Origin of the sequence: Nocardia abscessus NBRC 100374, from assembly GCF_000308455.1 — a bacterium.
GTDB lineage: Bacteria > Actinomycetota > Actinomycetes > Mycobacteriales > Mycobacteriaceae > Nocardia > Nocardia abscessus.
Map to the genome: position 1 here is coordinate 1 of NZ_BAFP01000260.1, position 17,609 is coordinate 17,609.

The following is a 17,609-nucleotide window of genomic DNA, read 5'->3' on the forward strand; positions in this document are numbered from 1 at the left end:
CAGCGTTTCGGGCAGCCGCAGCGGCAAGCACCTGGAGGAGGTGCTCAGCCGGGTGTGGATCGTGCTCGGCGGATTCATCCGCACCCAGGCGCTGGTCAGCCTGGTCGACGCGGTGCTCATCGGCGCGGGCCTGGTGATCCTCGGGGTGCCGTTGGCGCTGGTCCTGGCGGTGGTCACCTTCCTCGGCGGATTCGTCCCGATGGTCGGCGCGTTCGTCGCGGGTGCGCTCGCGGTGCTGGTGGCGTTGGTGGGCAACGGCTTCGTGACCGCGCTGATCGTGCTCGGCATCGTCGTCGCCGTACAGCAGCTGGAGGGCAATGTGCTGCAACCGGTGTTGCAGAGCCGCAGCATGCGGTTGCACGCGGTCATCGTCCTGCTGGCGGTCACCGCGGGCGGCTCGCTGTACGGGATCGTCGGCGCGTTCCTGGCCGTCCCCGTCGTCGCGATGGCCGCGGTCGTCCTGCGCTACGTCGGCGAGCAGATCGACGCGGCCACCACCGCGCCGACGGAACCGGAGCCCGAGCCGGAGCCCGCGGACTGACCGCATCGCGCGAAAAGCCGCGCACCATCGTTGCACTCAGTCCGAATGTAACTATCGCCGTCACCCGCTGCGGTTCCTAGCGTCAGTGGACATGACAACTGATCTGAGCACCCCGCTCAACGACATCGCCGACGCCACCGCCCGGGCCGTGGCGGACGACCCGGCGAACGCGCTGGTGGTGTTCCGTGCCTCCGGAACTCCGGAGGGAACGGTGGGCAGCGCGATCAGCCTCGGCAAGCACACCGTGCGCGTGGACGAGCCGCCCGCGCTCGGCGGCGCGGACACCGCGCCCAATCCGGTCGAGGTGTATCTGGCGTCGCTCATCGCTTGTCAAGTGGTGACCTACCGGTTCTGGGCCCAGCGCCTCGGCATCACGATCGATGACCTCGCGGTGAGCGCCGAAGGCGATCTCGACGTGCGCGGGTTCTTCGGCTTGGATGACAACGTCCGTGCCGGGTTCGAAGCGGTGCGGGTGACCGTGCGCGTCAGCGGACCCGACACCCAGCAGCGCTACGCCGAACTCCAGCAGGCCGTCGACGCGCACTGCCCCGTGCTGGATCTCACCACCGGACGCACTCCGGTCGATACCACTCTGATCACCGATTAGCCGCTGCCCCACCCCGATCGATCGCCCATCACAAGGAGGACCACCCCGATGACCGAACCCGACCCGTCCCAGGACTGGAGCTTCGAGACCAAGCAGATCCACGTCGGACAGATTCCGGACGGCACCACCAACGCCCGCGCGCTGCCGATCTACCAGACCACCTCCTACACCTTCCGCGACACCGCGCACGCGGCGGCGCTGTTCGGTCTGGCCGAGCCCGGCAATATCTACACCCGGATCATGAACCCCACCCAGGACGCGGTGGAACAGCGCATCGCCGCCCTCGAAGGCGGCGTCGCCGCACTGCTGGTGGCCTCAGGGCAAGCCGCGGAGACCTTCGCGATCCTCAACATCGCCGGAGCGGGTGACCACATCGTCTCCAGCCCCAGGCTCTACGGCGGCACCTACAACCTCTTCCACTACTCGCTGCCCAAGCTCGGCATCGAGGTCTCCTTCGTCGACGATCCCGACGACCTCGAGCAGTGGAAGGCCGCCATCCGCCCGAACACCAAGGCGCTCTACGGCGAAACGATTTCCAACCCGCAGAACCACATCCTCGACATTCCGGGGATCGCGGGCGTCGCCCACGACAACGGCGTTCCGCTGATCGTGGACAACACCGTCGCCACGCCGTACCTGATCCAGCCGCTGGCGCACGGCGCCGACATCGTCGTGCACTCGGCCACCAAGTACCTCGGCGGGCACGGCGCGGCCATCGCGGGCGTGATCGTCGACGGCGGCAAGTTCGACTGGACCGGCGGCCGGTTCCCTGGCTTCACCGAACCCGACCCGAGCTATCACGGCGCCGTCTTCGCCGACCTCGGCGCACCCGCCTACGCGCTCAAGGCGCGCGTGCAGCTGCTGCGCGACCTCGGCTCGGCGGTATCGCCGTTCAACGCGTTCCTGATCAGCCAGGGCCTGGAGACGCTGAGCCTGCGGGTCGAGCGGCATGTGCAGAACGCGCAGGCGGTGGCCGAATTCCTCACCACCCGTTCCGAGGTCACCTCGGTGTCCTACGCGGGCCTGCCGTCCTCGCCGTGGTACGAGCGAGGCCGCGCCTTGGCGCCGAAGGGCACCGGCGCGGTGATCGGCTTCGAGCTGACCGGCGGCGTGGACGCGGGCAAGCGGTTCGTCGAGGCGCTGCGGCTGCACAGTCACGTCGCCAACATCGGTGACGTGCGCTCGCTGGTGATCCACCCGGCCTCCACCACGCACTCGCAGCTCACGCCGGAAGAGCAGCTGGCCGCGGGCGTGACGCCCGGCCTGGTCCGGCTCGCGGTCGGCATCGAGGGTATCGACGACATCCTCGCCGATCTGCGCGCCGGATTCGCGGCGGCTTCCTGACGCATTGCGCCCCGGGGCGAACGGCCCCGGGGCGCTTTGCCTGTCCGCGATGTGGATCGAAAGCCGGACAGCAGGGCGAAAACCCGTTTCGAGGGTGATTTTCGTGAGTTCCGTTAACAAATCGGACCGCAACGGCAAATGCCATCGGATACCCACGGCGCCATAGTTATTCGCCGTGGTCGCACGATTCGATCGAAAAGAAATCGAAGCTTCGCGCATCCGTAAGGCTTTCTGAATCGAACTAGAAAGGTAGGTATATGTCCTCTTCAGAATGAGGTGGGTAAGTCCATGGGCATAGCAGTACCCGAAACTCCAGCGCACCCCTTCTTACGCCGCGCCGCCACTCTGGTCGTCGCGGGCGCCATCCCGCTGTCGGTGGTCGGCGCCGCGACCGCCACCGCCGACCCGCTGGTGCCGGAGATCTCGATCCAGCTTCCGTTCGCCCCGGCGCCTGCCGTCGGCGTCATCGCCCCGGCGGCCGATCCCGCGGACCCCGGATTCGTTCCGCCCGAGGCGGCGCCCCCCGCGCCTCCGGTTTCCGCCGGCCGCAACGACCTGAGCATCAACCGGCCGATGCCGGACCCGAACGTGCTCGCTCCCATCCTCCCGCAACGGCTGCACCTGCCCAATCCCGCAGCACCGGCACCCGCCGTCGCGCCGATCGAGGCGCCGCCCGGCACGCTGCGCGTGGGTTCCGTGGTGATCGGCCGGCCGGACTTCCTGACTCCTGAGCAGGGCAAGATCTTCAACGACGCGATCGCGGTCCCGGAAGCGGGCATCGCGCAGACCTTGGATTCGGCGGGCTTCGAGCCCTCCCGCTCCGACCGCATCGCCGCCGACCTCCTCGGTTCCACCGCCATCGGCGCCTCGGTGGGCAGCATGGTAGCCGCGCCGGTCGCTTCGATCGGTGCGGTCATCGGCGCTGTCTGCGGCGCCATCGCGGGTATCCCGATGTTTCCGACCGGGACGGTGGCCGTGATGGCCTTCGGCGCCGCCGTCGGTTACGGATTCGTCGCCTCCCCCGCCATCGCCGTCGGCGCGGCCGTCGGCGCGGGTGTCGGCGTGCTGCAAGGCCTTCTCACGCCGCCTACGGTTCCGGCCGCGTAATCCGCTTTCCCGGTGCGCTCCGGGACAGGATCACATCGCGGACTCCCGTCGAATTTTAGATGCGAACGACTTTCGAGAAGACCCGGTTTCCGCCGGGTCTTCTGCTTTGCGCGAAAGGCCCGGACGTTTGGCCTCGCCATAACGGGCTATCGCGAAGGAGACCGGCTGAAGATGGCCGGCCGGTCTCTTCACAAGGAGGTTGTGACATGAGCGCAGTCGACAAGGCGAAGAACAAAGCCGAGAAAGTCGCTGGTCAAGCCAAAGAAAAGTTTGGCGAGGCGGCAGGCGACCGGGGGAAGCGGGACGAAGGCCGCACCGACAAGGTCAAGTCGGACCTCAAGGACGCCGGCGAGAAGGTCAAGGACGCCTTCAAGCACTGACTACCGCGCCACCCATGGCCTGAGCAACGGCGCAGTCGCCGCGCACGGCCGAGCGAAGGCGGTAGAACGCCCCGCACGGCCGTAGCGAAGGCGGAGCAGCGCCACGCACGGCCGTAGCGAAGGTGGAGCAGCGCTGCGCACGGCCGTAGCCAAGGTGGAGCAGCGCTGCGCACGGCCGTAGTGAAGGCGAAGGTACGCGTGAACAGAGCGGATGACCGCACCGAGCGGTCATCCGCTTCTCTTGGCGAACATCCAGACGTTCGATCCCGCCAGGGTCGCCACCCACGAGTGGACCTCGACGCGCGCCAGTCGTGGCGCTCCCCGGGCGGCTACTTGTTCTGCGGCCCCGGCTGGTCACCGGCCGACTGATCGGCGTAGGAAGCGGGGGCGCCGGGCCGATCGCCGTCCTCCTCGACGAGCCGCAGTTCGCTCGGCCACCAGATCCTGCGCCCGATCAGGCTGAACAGCGCCGGGATCACCACGGTGCGCACGACGAACGTGTCGAGCAGGATGCCCAGGCCGACGACGATGCCGACCTGGGTGAGCGTGATCAGTGGAAGCACCCCGAGCACACAGAACACCGCGGCCAGGACGATGCCCGCGCTGGTGATGACCGCGCCGGTCACCGCCACCGCGCGCACCATGCCGTGCGTGGTGCCGTATCGCGGCGTCTCCTCGCGGGCCCTGGTGACGAGGAAGATCGTGTAGTCCACGCCGAGGGCGACCAGGAACAAGAACGCGAACAGCGGCACGCTGATGTCCAGCGCCGGGAATCCGAACACGTGCTCGCTCATCCAACTGCCCAATCCGAGCGCGGCCAGCGCGCTCAGCACCGTGACGGCGACCAGCAGCAGCGCGGCGGGCACCGCGCGCAGCAGCACGAGCAGCACCACGAGCACCACGACGAGGATGAGCGGGACGATCAGCTTGCGGTCCCGGCTCGCGGCGCTCTGGACGTCCAGCGCTTGGGCGTCGGTGCCACCGACCAGCGCGTCGGCTCCCGGCACCCGCGCGACCGACGCGCGCAGCGTCTCGATCGTCTCGAAGGCGCGGGCCGACGACGGTGGCGCGTCGATCACGACCGACCACCGGGTCAGCCCGGTCGGCGACGTACCCGTCTGCCAGGTCAGCACCACGCCCTCGGTGCGCCGGAACGCCTCCTCGATTCCCGGCGCCGCCGCGCCGCGCGCGAGAACGATAGCGGGATCGGAGGAGCCGGACGGGAAATGCGCCGCGAGCGCGTCGAACCCATCGACCGACTCCGCGCGCACCCGGAACTGCTCGGTCTGCGAAAGCCCCACCTGCGTCGACAGCAATCCCGTCGCGCAGACCGCGAGCACCGCGATCGCGCTTCCGGCGATCAGCGCGGGCTTGCGCACCACGCGCGCGGCGATCGCGTGCCACACTCCCTCGTCGGCGGTGTCGCGGTCATCGGCTTGCGGCACGAAGGGCCAGAACACATTGCGCCCGCACAGCGCCAGCGCGGCAGGCAGCGCGAGCAGGACGAACACCATTGCCACCAGCAACCCGAGCGCGGCCATCACGCCGAGACTGCGGGTGCTCGGCACCGATGCGAGCAGCAGCACGAGCAACGCGGCCACCACCGTCACGTTGCTCGCCAGGATCGCGGGTCCGGCGCGCCGCACCGCCTGCCGCAGCGCCGTGCGGTGATCCGGCTCGCGGTGCAGTTCGTCGCGATAGCGCGACACCAGTAGCAGCGCGTAGTTGGTGCCCGCACCGAACACCAGCACGCTCGTGACGCCGGAAGTCGAGCCGTCGAAGGTCAGCGGGGTCAGCCGCGCCAAGGCGGTTCCGGCGCTGGTGGCCACCCGGTCGGCCGCCCCGACCACGATCAGCGGCACCAGCCACAGCACCGGGGAGCGATACGTCGCGATCAGCAGCACCGCCACGACCACCGCGGTCACCGCCAGCAGGGTGACGTTGGCGCCGGCGAACGAGTCGGCGATGTCGGCGCCGAACGCCGGGCCCCCGGTCACCTGCAGGCTCAGCCCCTCGGGCAGGCCCTCCCTGGCGGCCGTACGGATGTCCCGGACGCGATCGGTCAGCGCGAATCCGCTCAGGTCGGCCTCGACGGGCACCTGCCCGATCGCCGCTTTGCCGTCCGGTGCGGCGACCAGGTCGTTAGGCCCCGGGGTGCGCCCCGAGGCGCGGGTTACCGCCGCGGCGGTGGCGCCGCGGTCGTCCTCGGTCAGGTCACCGCCATCGGCGCGCGTGACGACGACGATGGCCGCGGCCGTCCCCGCGTCCGGAAACTCGTCCAGCGCCTGTTCCACCCGCGCCGACTCCGCCGACGACGGTAGCGCGGTCGGCGCCTGCCCGGCGGTCTCGTTCTCCCCCACCGCGCCGATCAGGCCTATCGAGGCCGCGGCGAGGATCAGGAGCAGCACCCACGAGGTCCGGGCGGTGACCAACGACGCATAGCGATCCCAAGCGCTCACCCGGCAACTCTCTCAGAAACTTAAATATTAAGCAATCGAGACATCAGCTCAACTACGCTGACGTCCCGTGTGGAAAAGGATGCGCCGTTGATCGAGGAATCAAACGCGGACGAGCCGGACCGTGATGGATTGGAAGCCGACATCGCCGCCGACATCCGCGCGCTCACCGCGATCTCCGAGCAGATCGGACAGGTCTTCGCGCGGTCCAACCAGCTGCGCGCCAACGACTTCCGCGCGCTGATGCACGTCGCGACCGCCGAGATCGAGGGCGCGCCGCTGACCGCGGGCGGGCTCGGCAAGCTGATGGGCATCTCCTCGTCCGCGGTGACCTATCTGGTCGAGCGCATGATCGACTCCGGTCACCTGCGCCGGGCGGCGGACCCGTCCGATCGCAGGCGGGTCATCCTGCACTACGACGAGCACGGCATGGACGTAGCCCGCGGCTTCTTCACCCCGCTCGGGCTGCAGACCCGCGCCGCGATGGCCGGACTTCCCGACGAAGACCTGCGTGCCGCGCACCGCGTCCTGGTCGCCGTCGTGCTGGCGATGCGCGACTATCACGCCGAACTGACCGGCGAGTGAGCGCCGGACGGCAGGTCCGCGGTACCCGCGTCAGTCGCGCAGAGCCTGCTCGCGGAGCGATTTCAGAGTCTTCGACAGAATCCGCGAGACCTGCATCTGGGAACAGCCGATCCGCTGGGCGATCTGCTCCTGGGACATCGAATCGAAGAAGCGCATCACCAGGACCTGCTTCTCGCGTTCCGGCAACGCCGCCAGCAGCGGCTTCACCGCCAGGTAGTTCTCCACGGTGCCGAAGTCGGGGTCCTCGGCGCCGAGCGAGTCCAGCAGCGAGGGACCGCCGGACTCCGCGTCGTCGGTGTCCGAAGCGGCATCGATCGAGGAGGTCTGGTAGGCGTTGCGCGCGATGAGCGCCTGGGTCACCTCGTTCAGGTCCGCGCCGAGTTCCTCGGCGATCTCCCTGGCCCGCGGCATCCGGCCCAGCCGCTGCGACAGGATCTCCACCGTCGGTCCGATGGTGGACTGGATTTCCTTGAGCCGCCGCGGCACTCGCACCGACCAGGCGTAGTCGCGAAAGTGCCTGCGCACCTCACCCATGATCGTCGGCACCGCGAACGACAGAAATGTCGCGCCGTGTCCCGGATCGAAGCGGTCGACGGCGGCGAGCATGCCCACCCGGGCGATCTGCAGCAGGTCCTCGAAACTCTCGCCGCGCCCGCTGAACTTGCGGGCGATGTGTTCGGCCAGCGGCAGACAGCGCTCGATCACCTCCGCGCGCACGGCTTCCCGGCGCGGGTCATCCTGGGCCAGCGCGGCCAGTTCGGCGAAGAGCGGCTCGATATTGTCGTAGCTGTCTCCCCGCGCTTTACGCTTGGGAGCGACCGGATTCGACTCGCTACTCATTATTCGAGCCGCCGCGCACCCAACGGAAGTCGACGACAGTCGGGTAGCCGCCCACGGCGGAGTCGTGCGCGCCTCGCGTGGACGAGACCGAGTTCGTCAACGTCGCCACGATGTGCCAGCCGAAACTCGACTCGTCCGGGCTGGCGTCCGACAGCGTGACGGTGGACACACGCACGTCCACCGCGTCGCCGTCGAAGCCGAACGCGCACTCGAGCTCCGCACCGTCCACCGCGTCCAGCACCAGTGCGCTGGCCACCTCGTCGAGCGCCAGCCGGATATCGGTCACCTCATCGATGCCGAAATCGGCCATGAGCATGACGGTCTCGGCCAAGGCACGCAACATGGCCAGCTGCTCGGACACCGCGGGCACCCGCACGCTGATCGTGCCGGTCCGCGTCGTGGCGGGAGGAGTCCCCTCAGCCTTGCTCATGCACCGCTCCCAGAAGTCGCGCCGTCCTTCGGAGCGCCCAGCCTACGCCCTCTCGTCAACTCGCCGCGATCGGCCACCGCATAGCACGCGCGTTTCCGCCCGCCGCGGCGGGTCATCCAGCGCCCCGACGCGGGCACGGCCGCTCTGCGCGACCACCGATCACGAAGCTGACCAGCGCGTCTGCCCGGCACGACCGCACTGGGCGCCCGAGCCAGGTCTCGAGTCCGCGAGCCGCTCATGGATCACCGGGTCACCGGCGCCGCCGCCGGTTGTGTCCGCTTCGGCGGCAGGCGGCGACGGCCGTCGGTGACCGCGTGCACCAGATCCGCGTAGGCGATCTCCAATTCGGCCAGCCGGGTCCACGCCGCGTGCATGCGCTCGCCCCCGAGGTCGTCGTGCATGAGCAGATGGAACGCCTTCTCCGCGACGGCGGCCATCCGGTCGATCACCTCGCCCAAGCTCGCGTCGTGCAGGCGCGCGGCCGTCGTGGCGGACGGCAGGTGCAGCGTCGCCCACGTGTCGATCCGGTCGACCACCTCGGCCCGGCGCCCGTCGATCTCGGCCGAGCTCTCCGCGTCCTCCCGCCGGCGCCGATGCAGTTCGGTCAGCTCGCGCGCCCACCGGCTCACCGGCCCTTGCACATGCTGACCGCCCAGTGCGCACAGCAAACTGCTCGGACTCGGCAGCACCGAGCCCTCGTACACCTTCCGCGGGCGCGCACGCTGGACCAGCATCGGCCTACCTCCTCGGCACGGCCCCACCGATTCTGCGACCGGTCGTCGAAGCCTTCATCAGGACAGCGTTCATTCCGGTTCGGGCATGCCCGCGTGGGGCACATCCAAACTCACAGTGGCGCAGTGAGTTCGAGGTGGATACCGTCCGGATCGGAGAACGACAGGATCGCGATCCCGAAATCGGCCATTTCCTTGATCTCGCCGTGCTCGATGCCCGCTTCGGCCAGACGAGCGGCCGCGGCCACCAGATCGTCGCGCGCCGGGACGGCGAAGCTGAGGTGGTCCAAACCCACACGCTCGGAATCGAATCGGTCCGTCGCCGCCGCCACCGGCCGCAGGCCGAGCAACATGCCGTTGGCCTGGAACACCACCCCGCCGAACAGGCGCATCGGGTCGGTGCGCACCGCCGGATCGTCCGGGCTGCCCGGCGATTCGGCGGCGATCGGGAAGCCGAGCACATCCTGGTAGAAGGCGCGGGACCGGGTGATGTCGGTCACGGTCAACCGGATGTGGTGGGTCCCGGTCGTTTCGATCATGGTCACGCGAACTCCCAGGTGCGAAGAGGTAGGGCCGGTTCGAACGACGCTCCGGGGCCGGTGCCGCCGGAGGCGAGCCGTCTCGCGATGACAGTAGGACAGAATTCCGGCGGAACCGAGTGTCGCAAACGACATCTTCGGTACTGTTCCCGACATGGACGTCGCTGTCTTCATAGTGGACGGCGTGGCCGACTTCGGATACGCCGCTTTGCTGGAGACCTTCAACACCGCCAACAGCGTGCGCGGCGAACTCGCCGACCCGCCGCAGCCGTGGCGCGTCCACAGCACGTCGTTCGGCGCCACGGTGCGCTCGGGCAACGGAAACACCGTGCCGACAGTCCCGCTCGACGAGCTCGGCGACGCGTTCGAGCTGATGATCGTGCCCGCGGTGAACGTCTTGGAGGCCACGGCGCTGATCGACCTCATCTCCGCACCGGCCAGCCGTCCCGTCCTCGACCGCCTGGTCGCCGCACGCGAACGGGGAGCCCATCTCGCGGGCGCTTGCACGGGGACGTTCTTCCTCGCCGAGGCAGGCGTACTGGACGGTTCACCCGCGACAACGAGCTGGTGGCTCGGGCCCAGCTTCCGGCGCCGCTATCCGCGCGTGGAACTGGACGAGGGCCGAACCCTGTGCCGCGGCCACGGCGTCACCACCGCCGGTGCGGCGCTGTCGCACATGGACCTCGCCTTGTCGCTGATCGCCACCAAGAGCCCGGCGCTGGCCGAGCGCGCGATGCGCTACCTCGCGGTCGGCGCGGGCCGCCCGCAACGCGAGTTCATCGTTCCCGAGATCATCGCCCGAGGCGATTCCGTCACCGCTGCCTTCGAACGCTGGGTCCGTGAGCACCTCGGCGACAATTTCCGGATCGCCCAGGCCGCCCGTGCCATCGGTGTCACCGAACGCAGCCTGCAGCGGGCCACGCACGCCGAACTCGGCATGTCGCCGACCGACTTCGTGCACGACATCCGCCTGGAACGCGCCGTGCATCTGCTGCGCAGCACACCGCTCACGGTGGACGCGGTGGCGGCCAAGGTGGGCTACCTCAACGCCGGAACTCTGCGCGGGCTGTTCCGCCGCCGCGGGATGTCGATCTCCGAGATCCGCATGGCGCGACTCTCCTACTGAGCCGAGCGCCACGCCGCGCGGTGGCGCGACGGAATCGGTGCTCGTTTCCGGTCGACGCGCCGCCAGGCCGGTGAGCCGGATCGGACCGCACCCTAGGGACGGAGCCGACCGGTGAGCAGTAACGCGGTACGCAGGCCGCGCCGGGGAAACGAATCGCCACCGGCCGCCGGGCGAGCGTCGAACTTCCGTTCCGAGGCGGTCTCCGGCGCGTCATCGGAGGTCGCGGTCAGGAAGCTGTCCGGGAGGGCCAACTTGTGGATGGTGCGCAGGGTCAGCAGATACTGCCGGATCAGCGGCCCGGTGGTGTAGGGCAAGTCGTACTTGTCACATATCCTGCGCACCCGTACGGCGATCTCGGCGTAACGGTTGCTGGGCAGGTCCGGAAACAAGTGGTGCTCGATCTGGTGGCACAGGTTCCCGCTCATGAACGCCAGCACCGGTCCGGCATCGAAGTTCGCGCTGCCGAGCATCTGCCGCAGATACCACTCCGCTTTCGTCTCCTGCTCCACCGCGGCCTCGGTGAATTTCTCTGCGCCGTCCGGGAAATGACCACAGAAGATCACCACATACGCCCAGAGGTTACGCAGTACGTTGGCGGCGACGGTCGCGGCGAGTGTGCGGCGCCAGCGCCGCCCGCTCAGCGCCGGAAAGAGCACATAGTCCTTGGTGACCTGCCGCGCGATTTTCCGGATCAGGGCTCTGCTCTGGGCGGCCTTCTCCGCCGGGGCGGGCGTGCGAGCGCGCTCGGAGTACAAGTCGTGCAGGGCGATGCCCCATTCGAAAGTCATCGCCAGGAACAGGTTCTGCAGCGGTTGCAACAGCAACCGCGGCCTCCACCGCTGATCGCGGGTCACCCGCATCACGCCGAAGCCGATGTCGTCGTCTATGCCGACCACATTGGTGTACACGTGATGGCGATAGTTGTGCGAATACCGCCATTGGGACGACAGACCCGCCATATCCCATTCCCATGTCGTGGAATGAATTTCCGGGTCGTTCATCCAATCCCATTGTCCGTGGCACACGTTGTGGCCGATTTCCATGTTCTCGATGCTCTTCGCCGCCGCCAGCGCCGTCGTGCCCAACAGCCACCCGGCTTTGGTCCGGGTCCCGCCGATCACCAGCCGGGACGTCGCTTCCAGTATTCGCTGGAACGCGATGGTCCGGCGGATATAGGCGGCGTCCTCTGCACCGCGCCGATCCAAGATGTCACGGCGAATCGCATCGAACTCCCGCCCCATCGCTTCGATATCCGTCTCGCTCAAATGCGCGTAGGCCGCGACCTGCGTGATTGCCATTCGTTACTACCTCGAGTTTGTGGAGGACTTGCCGAGAAGGGCTGGCATCTCCGGACCGTCGAGGTCGGAGTCAGCGTGTGAACGCTTGCTTCAGCTTGCGTCCGGCCAGTGCGATGGTGCCGCCGGGACGTCTGCCACCGACGTCCGTTCTGCGACGGCTGTCTTCGTCGGGCTTGGCCAGCAACGTCCGTAAGCTCGTGCGGACTGCCCGGACCTGGTGCGCGATCTTGTCCCTGATGGTCATCGGAGAGTTCCCGTCTTCCGGTTGCGCGGCTCGGCCACGGACTCTTCGATCGGCCGACAGCGGATGCGTGAACCGGTTGTCGCCAGTCTACGGTCGGCTACAACGCGCGTCTACATCGTAGACGTACATTGGTGACAGGCCGTGTCACCGCGCCTGACCTGGCTGGAGCAAAGTGACGCTCAGGCCGGTGAGCAGGATGTCGAGGCCGCGTTCGAGTTCGGCTTCGCCGTCGTAGGCGGCCAGGATGGGCGCGAGTTCGCGCAGCCGAGGGAACTCCGCTATCGGTAGACGGTACAGGCCCAGGCGCAGTACGTCGTCGGTCTCCTCGGGACGCTCCACGATCTCCTGCAACTCGTTGAGAACATGCCCGTACAGGAAGCCGAACACCGCTCGATAGACGTGCAGCGCGTCAGCACCCGAGAACCCGGCACGGGTGAGCAACTGGAGGATGTCCTCCAGGCTGCGGACCACCGCGTACGGCCGCAACCCCAACGGCGTGGCCAACGGCCGGGTCACCAGCAACGGCACCACCTGCGGATGCGCCAGCGCCAGTCGCCGGAAATCCCGGGCGAGGGCCCGCAGTTGCGCCGCCCAGTCCGGGTCGGCGGCATCGACCGACAGCTGCGCCAGCACCAGTTCGGCCACACCATCGAGCACAGCCGCCTTGTTCGGTACATGCCGATAGATCACCATCGGATCCCGGCCGACCGCCTCCGCCAACCGCCGCATGGACAGCGCGTCGACACCGTCCCGATCAATGATCTCGAGCGCCGCGGTCAGCACGCCCGCCCTCGTGACCGGGCCATCGCCACGGCCGACCGCCCGCTTGGGGCGGCGATTTCCCGAGCGTGCACTCGTGCGATCGATCGGTTCGGCCATTTTCCCTGCCTCCAACGCCATAGCATCACATGATGTCACGAGTGTAGACCTACAACGTTGACATGGCGACGCATTCGGCGTCTACTGGAGGTACACGGCAACTACGCCGGTCACTTCGCCGATCAGTGCCGAAATCGGCTTCCGCAGGTCATCGCGGCCGCCATCGGTAGCTATGCGCCCGAATTCAGCCGTCGCAGGCCCGTCGAGGCCGCCCCACCGGCGTCCGCACCGCCCGGCGATCCGATCCATCGCGCCACCATCGGCCGACGACGCGACGGTCACCGCGAAAGGAACGACATGCGAATTCGCCATAGAAGCAGCGGCACGAGCGCGACATCCGAACAGACGCATCCGTCCTACGCGCGACATTGCGTCCCACCCGACTACACCCCTCGGCTGCGGTTGAAGCCGAAAGCGGAACGTGGCGGATACTTCGACGGCGCCTGGTGGCCGCGCTCCCGTGAACTGACCGCCGAGCTGCCCGACCTGCTCGCGGTCCTGGCCGTGCGGCTCGGTCCCGTCTGGCGAGTCGTCTACGACCCCAGCTGCTGGTCGGACGCACCCCGGCAGACCACCGTCCACGGTGGTCACACCGTCCGGCTCGACTCCTATCCCTTCGAAGTGTGGAACACGATGTACGTCTTCGGCCGGGACAACGATCTGATCGTGCTCCGCGTCATCCCATCGGCCACCGACGCGGATCTGGCCCACGCGGCCCTGATGGCCGCCGTCGCACCCGAATCCGCGACCTCGACCGGCTGACCAGAGGAACACGCCATGCCCCGAATCAGAATCCGCCGCCCGATCACCAACCACTTCGACATGTCCTCCGCCACCGGCCCGCCCGAGCCCAGCCGGCAACCCTTCCAAGCCCCCACTCGCACCCCACGCCTGCTACTGCGCGAATCCGAAACCGGGCCCGAGGAGGTCGACGGCGGCTGGTGGCCATGGACGGACAACCTCACCGCCGAACTACACGACCTGATCAGCGCCCTCACGCCACGCCTCGGACACACCGCACGCGTCAGCTTCGACTGGAACGCCGTCAGCCTCACCCAGCGCCGCATCGACAGCCAGGACGGCATCGCGGTACACGGACCCGATTCCGGTCAACCGCCCGGCACGATGCATCTGATCGGCACGAACGGCGCCCAGGCGACGCTCCTCGTCATCCCCGCCGACACACCACCCGCCGAAGCGGAGAACCTGCTGCGGCGTGCGGCCGGGAAATCCTGACCAACGGCGCACAGCCGCCTTTTCGCGGCATTTCAACTGCCCTAGTTCGAGTAGTTCTCTACTCGTGTAAAACCCGCACGGCGATCCGATGATGGCAATAGCTGGTGCGACACCTTGTCGCCGCCATGCTCACCTCGAACACGGAGTCAGCCATGCCTGCGAAAAAGAAATCGCCAACCGGCCGGTCGCACGCCGAGAACGACCATCTTCTCGGCGCACTGCGCACATTCATCCGCACCAAAGGGGAGGATTTCCTCGAAGACCCCAATATTTCCTCGATCGGCGTCGGCTACAAGCAGGTCGACGGGAAATCGACCGGTGAGATCGCCGTGCAGTTCACGGTGAACGAAAAGGTGTCCGAACCGGAGGCACTAGAAGCGCTGGGCACGACGACCATTCCGGAAACCGTCACCGTCGACGGGATAGAGGTGCCCACCGATGTCCTACCGCGGAAATTCGAGCCCGCCTTCCGAGTGGTCGGCGAAGCGGTTGCGCCGCAACGAAAGACGCGTCTGGATCCGATTGTTCCCGGAGTCAGCGTCGGCCATCCCACCAGCACGGCCGGGACGATCGGTTGCGTCGTCTACGACCGAGACGACGGAACACCGTACGTATTGAGCAATTGGCACGTCCTGCATACCGCGGAGGGGGCGCTCGGCGACGACGTGGTGCAGCCGGGCCCGCGCGACGACAACCGGATCGACCGCAATCGGCTCGGCGAACTCGTCCGCTCCCATCTCGGCACGGCCGGCGACTGCGCCGTCGCCGCCATCGAGAACCGGCAGTTCAGCGCCGAGATCAGCGGGCTCGACGTCACCCCGGACCGGCTCGGCGAACCCGAACTGGGCGACAAGGTGATCAAGAGCGGCCGCACGACGCAGATCACCCACGGCATCGTGCGACGCGTGGACGTCGTCGCGAAGCTCAGCTACCCCGGCGTGGGCACGAAGAGCATCGGCGGCTTCGAGATCGGACCGGATCCGGCGAATCCGCCTGTCGACGGCGAGATCAGCAGCGGGGGCGACTCGGGATCGGCGTGGATGTTCAAGTCTGCCGACGGCGAGACCAGCACGGTACTGGCCGGACTGCATTTCGGCGGCGAAATGCCGCCGAACACCGACGAGCACGCGCTGGCCTGTCTGCCGCAATCGGTGTTCGAGAAACTCGGTATCACCCTCACTCCACCCGTCGCGGAGGAAATCGCGGTCGTTGCAGGCTACGACCCCCGCTTCCTCGCCTCACCGGTACCGTTACCCGAGGTGGACGCCGAAGTCCGCTCCGACGTGGCGACCGCACTCGACGGCGCGGACGTCCTGCACTACACGCACTTCTCCCTCGCGATGCGCCGCTCGCGCCGATTCGCCATCTGGGTGGCCTGGAACATCGATGGCGCGTCGATGAAGAAGCTGTCGCGAAAGAAGATCGACTTCGTCAAGGATCCGCGCCTGGACGCGGATATCCAGGTCGGCAACGAGTTGTACCGCGACAACCGGCTCGATCGCGGTCACCTCGCGCGCCGCGCGGACCTGCTCTGGGGCAGCCTGCCCGAAGCGGCGAAAGCCAACACGGACTCGTTCTTCTACACCAACATCACCCCGCAGATGGACGATTTCAACCAGAGCATGCGCGACGGGGTCTGGGGGCGGCTCGAGGACGCCGTCTTCGCCGACGTCACCGTCGACGAGTTCAAGGTCAGCGTGTTCGGAGGCCCGGTCTTCACCGACGACGACCGGGAATTCCGGCAGGTCAAGATCCCGCGCGAGTTCTGGAAAGTCATCGTGTTCGAAGAGAACGGTGAGCTGAAGGCCCGCGGTTTCCTGCTGACCCAGAACCTGGAGCAGCTCGAAGCACTCGAACTCGACGAGTTCCGCGTGTTCCAGGTCCCGCTGGCCGAGATCCAGCAGCGGGCCCGCTTCCACTTCCCGGAGGTGCTGCGGAACGCGGATCTGCGATTGGCACCGGAAGATGTGGCCACCCCGTTGGACTCGGTCGCGGACATCCGATGGTGAGGCCGACCGGGTGCGATACGTGATCGCTATACCGCGCGAGAATTCGGGGGTGCGCTGAATCCCTCGGCGAATTCGATGAAGTTCTGCACGACGGTTTCGCTCTCTCGCCGAACGCCGCGTTTGAGCAGCAGCCCTGGGATCAACAGGGAGGAGTGCACCTCGATGTGATACCAGACCCGGGTGTCCGGACCGTCGCGCGACACTTCGAACCAGCCACCGCCGCCGAGCCCGTTGCAACTGTCCACGACCTGCCACGACACGCGGTCAGCGGTCCACTCGTATTCCAGCACCTGCAGATCGGATCTGCCGAGGAAGGTGTCCGCGGTGACGTAAACCCGCTGCGGCCTGCCGGATTCGTCGCGAGAGGCCACGCGCGCATCCGAATACAGCGACCATTCGGGAAGCAATTCGATCGCCGCGACCGCATCGAAGACCTGTGCAGGGTCGACGGCGACGGCGAAATGTATATCGGTTTTTACGCGCATAACTCCTCCACCCCCCGTACCAACGCGGCCGATTCTGCCCGGCGCTCCTTTCATCCGTCAACATGCTCTTGCCCTTCACAGACCTGCTTTGCGCAAATCTCGCTGTCGGCTACCCGTCCGCTATTTCGCGGCGGTCGCAGCGCCGAGACCACAGACCGATCAGGAATCGAGAAGCACAGGCCGAGGAACCGGAGTTAGCGTCACTGGCAGAGACCGGAGCGAACTTTCTCGTGGCTGTCGCCAGAACCGACTGGAGGTAAGCAGATGACACAGAATCAGCAGGCAGGTAATCGCGGAGGGCGCAAGCACGGCGGGCCGGGGGCGTTGTCCCGGTGGTTCCAGCGGAAGATGAACGCTCGCACGAACGCCCGTATCCGGCGCAAAGGCGGCAAGTTCATGGGCATGGACCTGCTGATCCTGCACACGGTGGGTCGCCGCAGTGGGCAGCAGCGCGAATCGCCGGTGACGTGGTTCGCCGACGGTGCGGACGGCCGGCTGATCGTCGCGTCGGGCGGCGGCAGCGGGCACCCGGACTGGTACGTCAATCTGATGGCGCACCCCGACCGAGCGGCGATCGAATTGCACGGCCACGGCACCGTGCCGGTGACCCCGCGCCGCCTCGAGGGCGCCGAGCGCGAGCAGGCATGGCAGCAGATCGTCACCGCTCAGCCCCGCTACGCGAAGTACCAGCGCAAATCCGACCGGGAGTACCCGCTGATCCGGCTCACCCCGCGGTGATCGTCTACGTGTGACAACGCCCTACCGTATCGAA

20 protein-coding genes are annotated in these 17,609 nt (G+C 67.7%); 11 read left to right on the top strand and 9 right to left on the bottom strand.

Annotation, left to right across the window (positions count from 1 at the left end; translation table 11 throughout):
- The 5 genes from ON19_RS32245 to ON19_RS32265 all read left to right on the top strand — a co-directional run.
- A partial coding sequence (locus ON19_RS32245) for an AI-2E family transporter (RefSeq protein ID WP_043701477.1) occupies positions 1–541 on the top strand: 541 nt, incomplete at its 5' end.
- Positions 542–632: 91 nt separating this feature from the next.
- Entirely contained in the window at positions 633–1,148 is a 516-nt protein-coding gene (locus ON19_RS32250) for an OsmC family protein (RefSeq protein ID WP_043701479.1), read from the top strand.
- 48 nt (positions 1,149–1,196) lie between these two features.
- Complete coding sequence (locus ON19_RS32255) at positions 1,197–2,492, top strand: bifunctional o-acetylhomoserine/o-acetylserine sulfhydrylase (protein ID WP_043701482.1); 1,296 nt, start codon at positions 1,197–1,199, stop codon at positions 2,490–2,492.
- A 288-nt stretch (positions 2,493–2,780) separates the two neighbouring features.
- A complete protein-coding gene (locus tag ON19_RS32260) occupies positions 2,781–3,599 on the top strand; it encodes a hypothetical protein (RefSeq protein ID WP_157229942.1) in 819 nt (272 codons plus the stop codon).
- Between the two features lie 206 nt (positions 3,600–3,805).
- The gene (locus tag ON19_RS32265) at positions 3,806–3,979 is read left to right on the top strand and encodes a CsbD family protein (RefSeq protein ID WP_043701485.1); all 174 of its coding nucleotides are present in this window, start codon (positions 3,806–3,808) and stop codon (positions 3,977–3,979) included.
- A gap of 329 nt (positions 3,980–4,308) precedes the next feature.
- On the opposite strand, the gene ON19_RS32270 is transcribed toward ON19_RS32265, so the two are convergent.
- Positions 4,309–6,438, bottom strand: a complete 2,130-nt coding sequence (locus ON19_RS32270) for an MMPL family transporter (protein ID WP_086006760.1) — start codon at positions 6,436–6,438, stop codon at positions 4,309–4,311.
- Positions 6,439–6,528: 90 nt separating this feature from the next.
- On the opposite strand from ON19_RS32270, the gene ON19_RS32275 reads away from it, so the two are divergent.
- Complete coding sequence (locus ON19_RS32275; protein WP_043701530.1) at positions 6,529–7,020, top strand: MarR family winged helix-turn-helix transcriptional regulator; 492 nt, start codon at positions 6,529–6,531, stop codon at positions 7,018–7,020.
- Positions 7,021–7,050: 30 nt separating this feature from the next.
- Here the strand turns inward: ON19_RS32275 and ON19_RS32280 are convergent, their stop codons facing one another.
- The 4 genes from ON19_RS32280 to ON19_RS32295 form a co-directional block, all read right to left on the bottom strand.
- Positions 7,051–7,860 carry an RNA polymerase sigma factor SigF gene (locus ON19_RS32280; protein ID WP_043701487.1) on the bottom strand — a complete coding sequence of 270 codons (810 nt, stop codon included), beginning with the start codon at positions 7,858–7,860 and terminating at the stop codon, positions 7,051–7,053.
- Positions 7,853–8,290, bottom strand: coding sequence for an ATP-binding protein (locus ON19_RS32285; RefSeq protein WP_043701490.1), 438 nt, complete (start codon positions 8,288–8,290; stop codon positions 7,853–7,855). Before ON19_RS32285 ends, ON19_RS32280 begins: the two co-directional genes overlap by 8 nt.
- A gap of 242 nt (positions 8,291–8,532) precedes the next feature.
- On the bottom strand, positions 8,533–9,024 hold the full coding sequence (locus ON19_RS32290; RefSeq protein WP_051169526.1) for a DUF4254 domain-containing protein: 492 nt from the start codon (positions 9,022–9,024) through the stop codon (positions 8,533–8,535).
- A 110-nt stretch (positions 9,025–9,134) separates the two neighbouring features.
- Complete coding sequence (locus ON19_RS32295; protein WP_043701536.1) at positions 9,135–9,560, bottom strand: VOC family protein; 426 nt, start codon at positions 9,558–9,560, stop codon at positions 9,135–9,137.
- Positions 9,561–9,714: 154 nt separating this feature from the next.
- Here ON19_RS32295 and ON19_RS32300 point away from each other — a divergent pair, with 154 nt between their 5' ends.
- Positions 9,715–10,686 (top strand): GlxA family transcriptional regulator, encoded by a 972-nt coding sequence (locus tag ON19_RS32300; protein ID WP_043701493.1) that lies wholly within the window; start codon positions 9,715–9,717, stop codon positions 10,684–10,686.
- A gap of 92 nt (positions 10,687–10,778) precedes the next feature.
- On the opposite strand, the gene ON19_RS32305 is transcribed toward ON19_RS32300, so the two are convergent.
- The 3 genes from ON19_RS32305 to ON19_RS32310 form a co-directional block, all read right to left on the bottom strand.
- Positions 10,779–11,984 carry a fatty acid desaturase family protein gene (locus tag ON19_RS32305; protein ID WP_043701495.1) on the bottom strand — a complete coding sequence of 402 codons (1,206 nt, stop codon included), beginning with the start codon at positions 11,982–11,984 and terminating at the stop codon, positions 10,779–10,781.
- A 70-nt stretch (positions 11,985–12,054) separates the two neighbouring features.
- Positions 12,055–12,228, bottom strand: coding sequence for a hypothetical protein (locus tag ON19_RS42420; protein ID WP_157229943.1), 174 nt, complete (start codon positions 12,226–12,228; stop codon positions 12,055–12,057).
- Between the two features lie 144 nt (positions 12,229–12,372).
- Positions 12,373–13,107: a TetR/AcrR family transcriptional regulator C-terminal domain-containing protein gene (locus ON19_RS32310; protein WP_043701538.1), complete on the bottom strand. Its 735-nt coding sequence runs from the start codon at positions 13,105–13,107 to the stop codon at positions 12,373–12,375.
- Positions 13,108–13,404: 297 nt separating this feature from the next.
- On the opposite strand from ON19_RS32310, the gene ON19_RS32315 reads away from it, so the two are divergent.
- The 3 genes from ON19_RS32315 to ON19_RS32325 all read left to right on the top strand — a co-directional run bounded on the left by ON19_RS32315 (position 13,405) and on the right by ON19_RS32325 (position 16,352).
- Positions 13,405–13,869 carry a DUF5994 family protein gene (locus ON19_RS32315; protein ID WP_043701541.1) on the top strand — a complete coding sequence of 155 codons (465 nt, stop codon included), beginning with the start codon at positions 13,405–13,407 and terminating at the stop codon, positions 13,867–13,869.
- A 15-nt stretch (positions 13,870–13,884) separates the two neighbouring features.
- Entirely contained in the window at positions 13,885–14,343 is a 459-nt protein-coding gene (locus tag ON19_RS32320; protein WP_227954413.1) for a DUF5994 family protein, read from the top strand.
- A 152-nt stretch (positions 14,344–14,495) separates the two neighbouring features.
- Complete coding sequence (locus ON19_RS32325; protein ID WP_043701546.1) at positions 14,496–16,352, top strand: DNA/RNA non-specific endonuclease; 1,857 nt, start codon at positions 14,496–14,498, stop codon at positions 16,350–16,352.
- A gap of 26 nt (positions 16,353–16,378) precedes the next feature.
- On the opposite strand, the gene ON19_RS32330 is transcribed toward ON19_RS32325, so the two are convergent.
- Positions 16,379–16,837 (bottom strand): SRPBCC family protein, encoded by a 459-nt coding sequence (locus ON19_RS32330; RefSeq protein WP_043701497.1) that lies wholly within the window; start codon positions 16,835–16,837, stop codon positions 16,379–16,381.
- Positions 16,838–17,101: 264 nt separating this feature from the next.
- Here ON19_RS32330 and ON19_RS32335 point away from each other — a divergent pair, with 264 nt between their 5' ends.
- Positions 17,102–17,575 (top strand): nitroreductase family deazaflavin-dependent oxidoreductase, encoded by a 474-nt coding sequence (locus ON19_RS32335; protein WP_043701500.1) that lies wholly within the window; start codon positions 17,102–17,104, stop codon positions 17,573–17,575.
- The last annotated feature ends 34 nt before the right edge of the window (positions 17,576–17,609 follow it).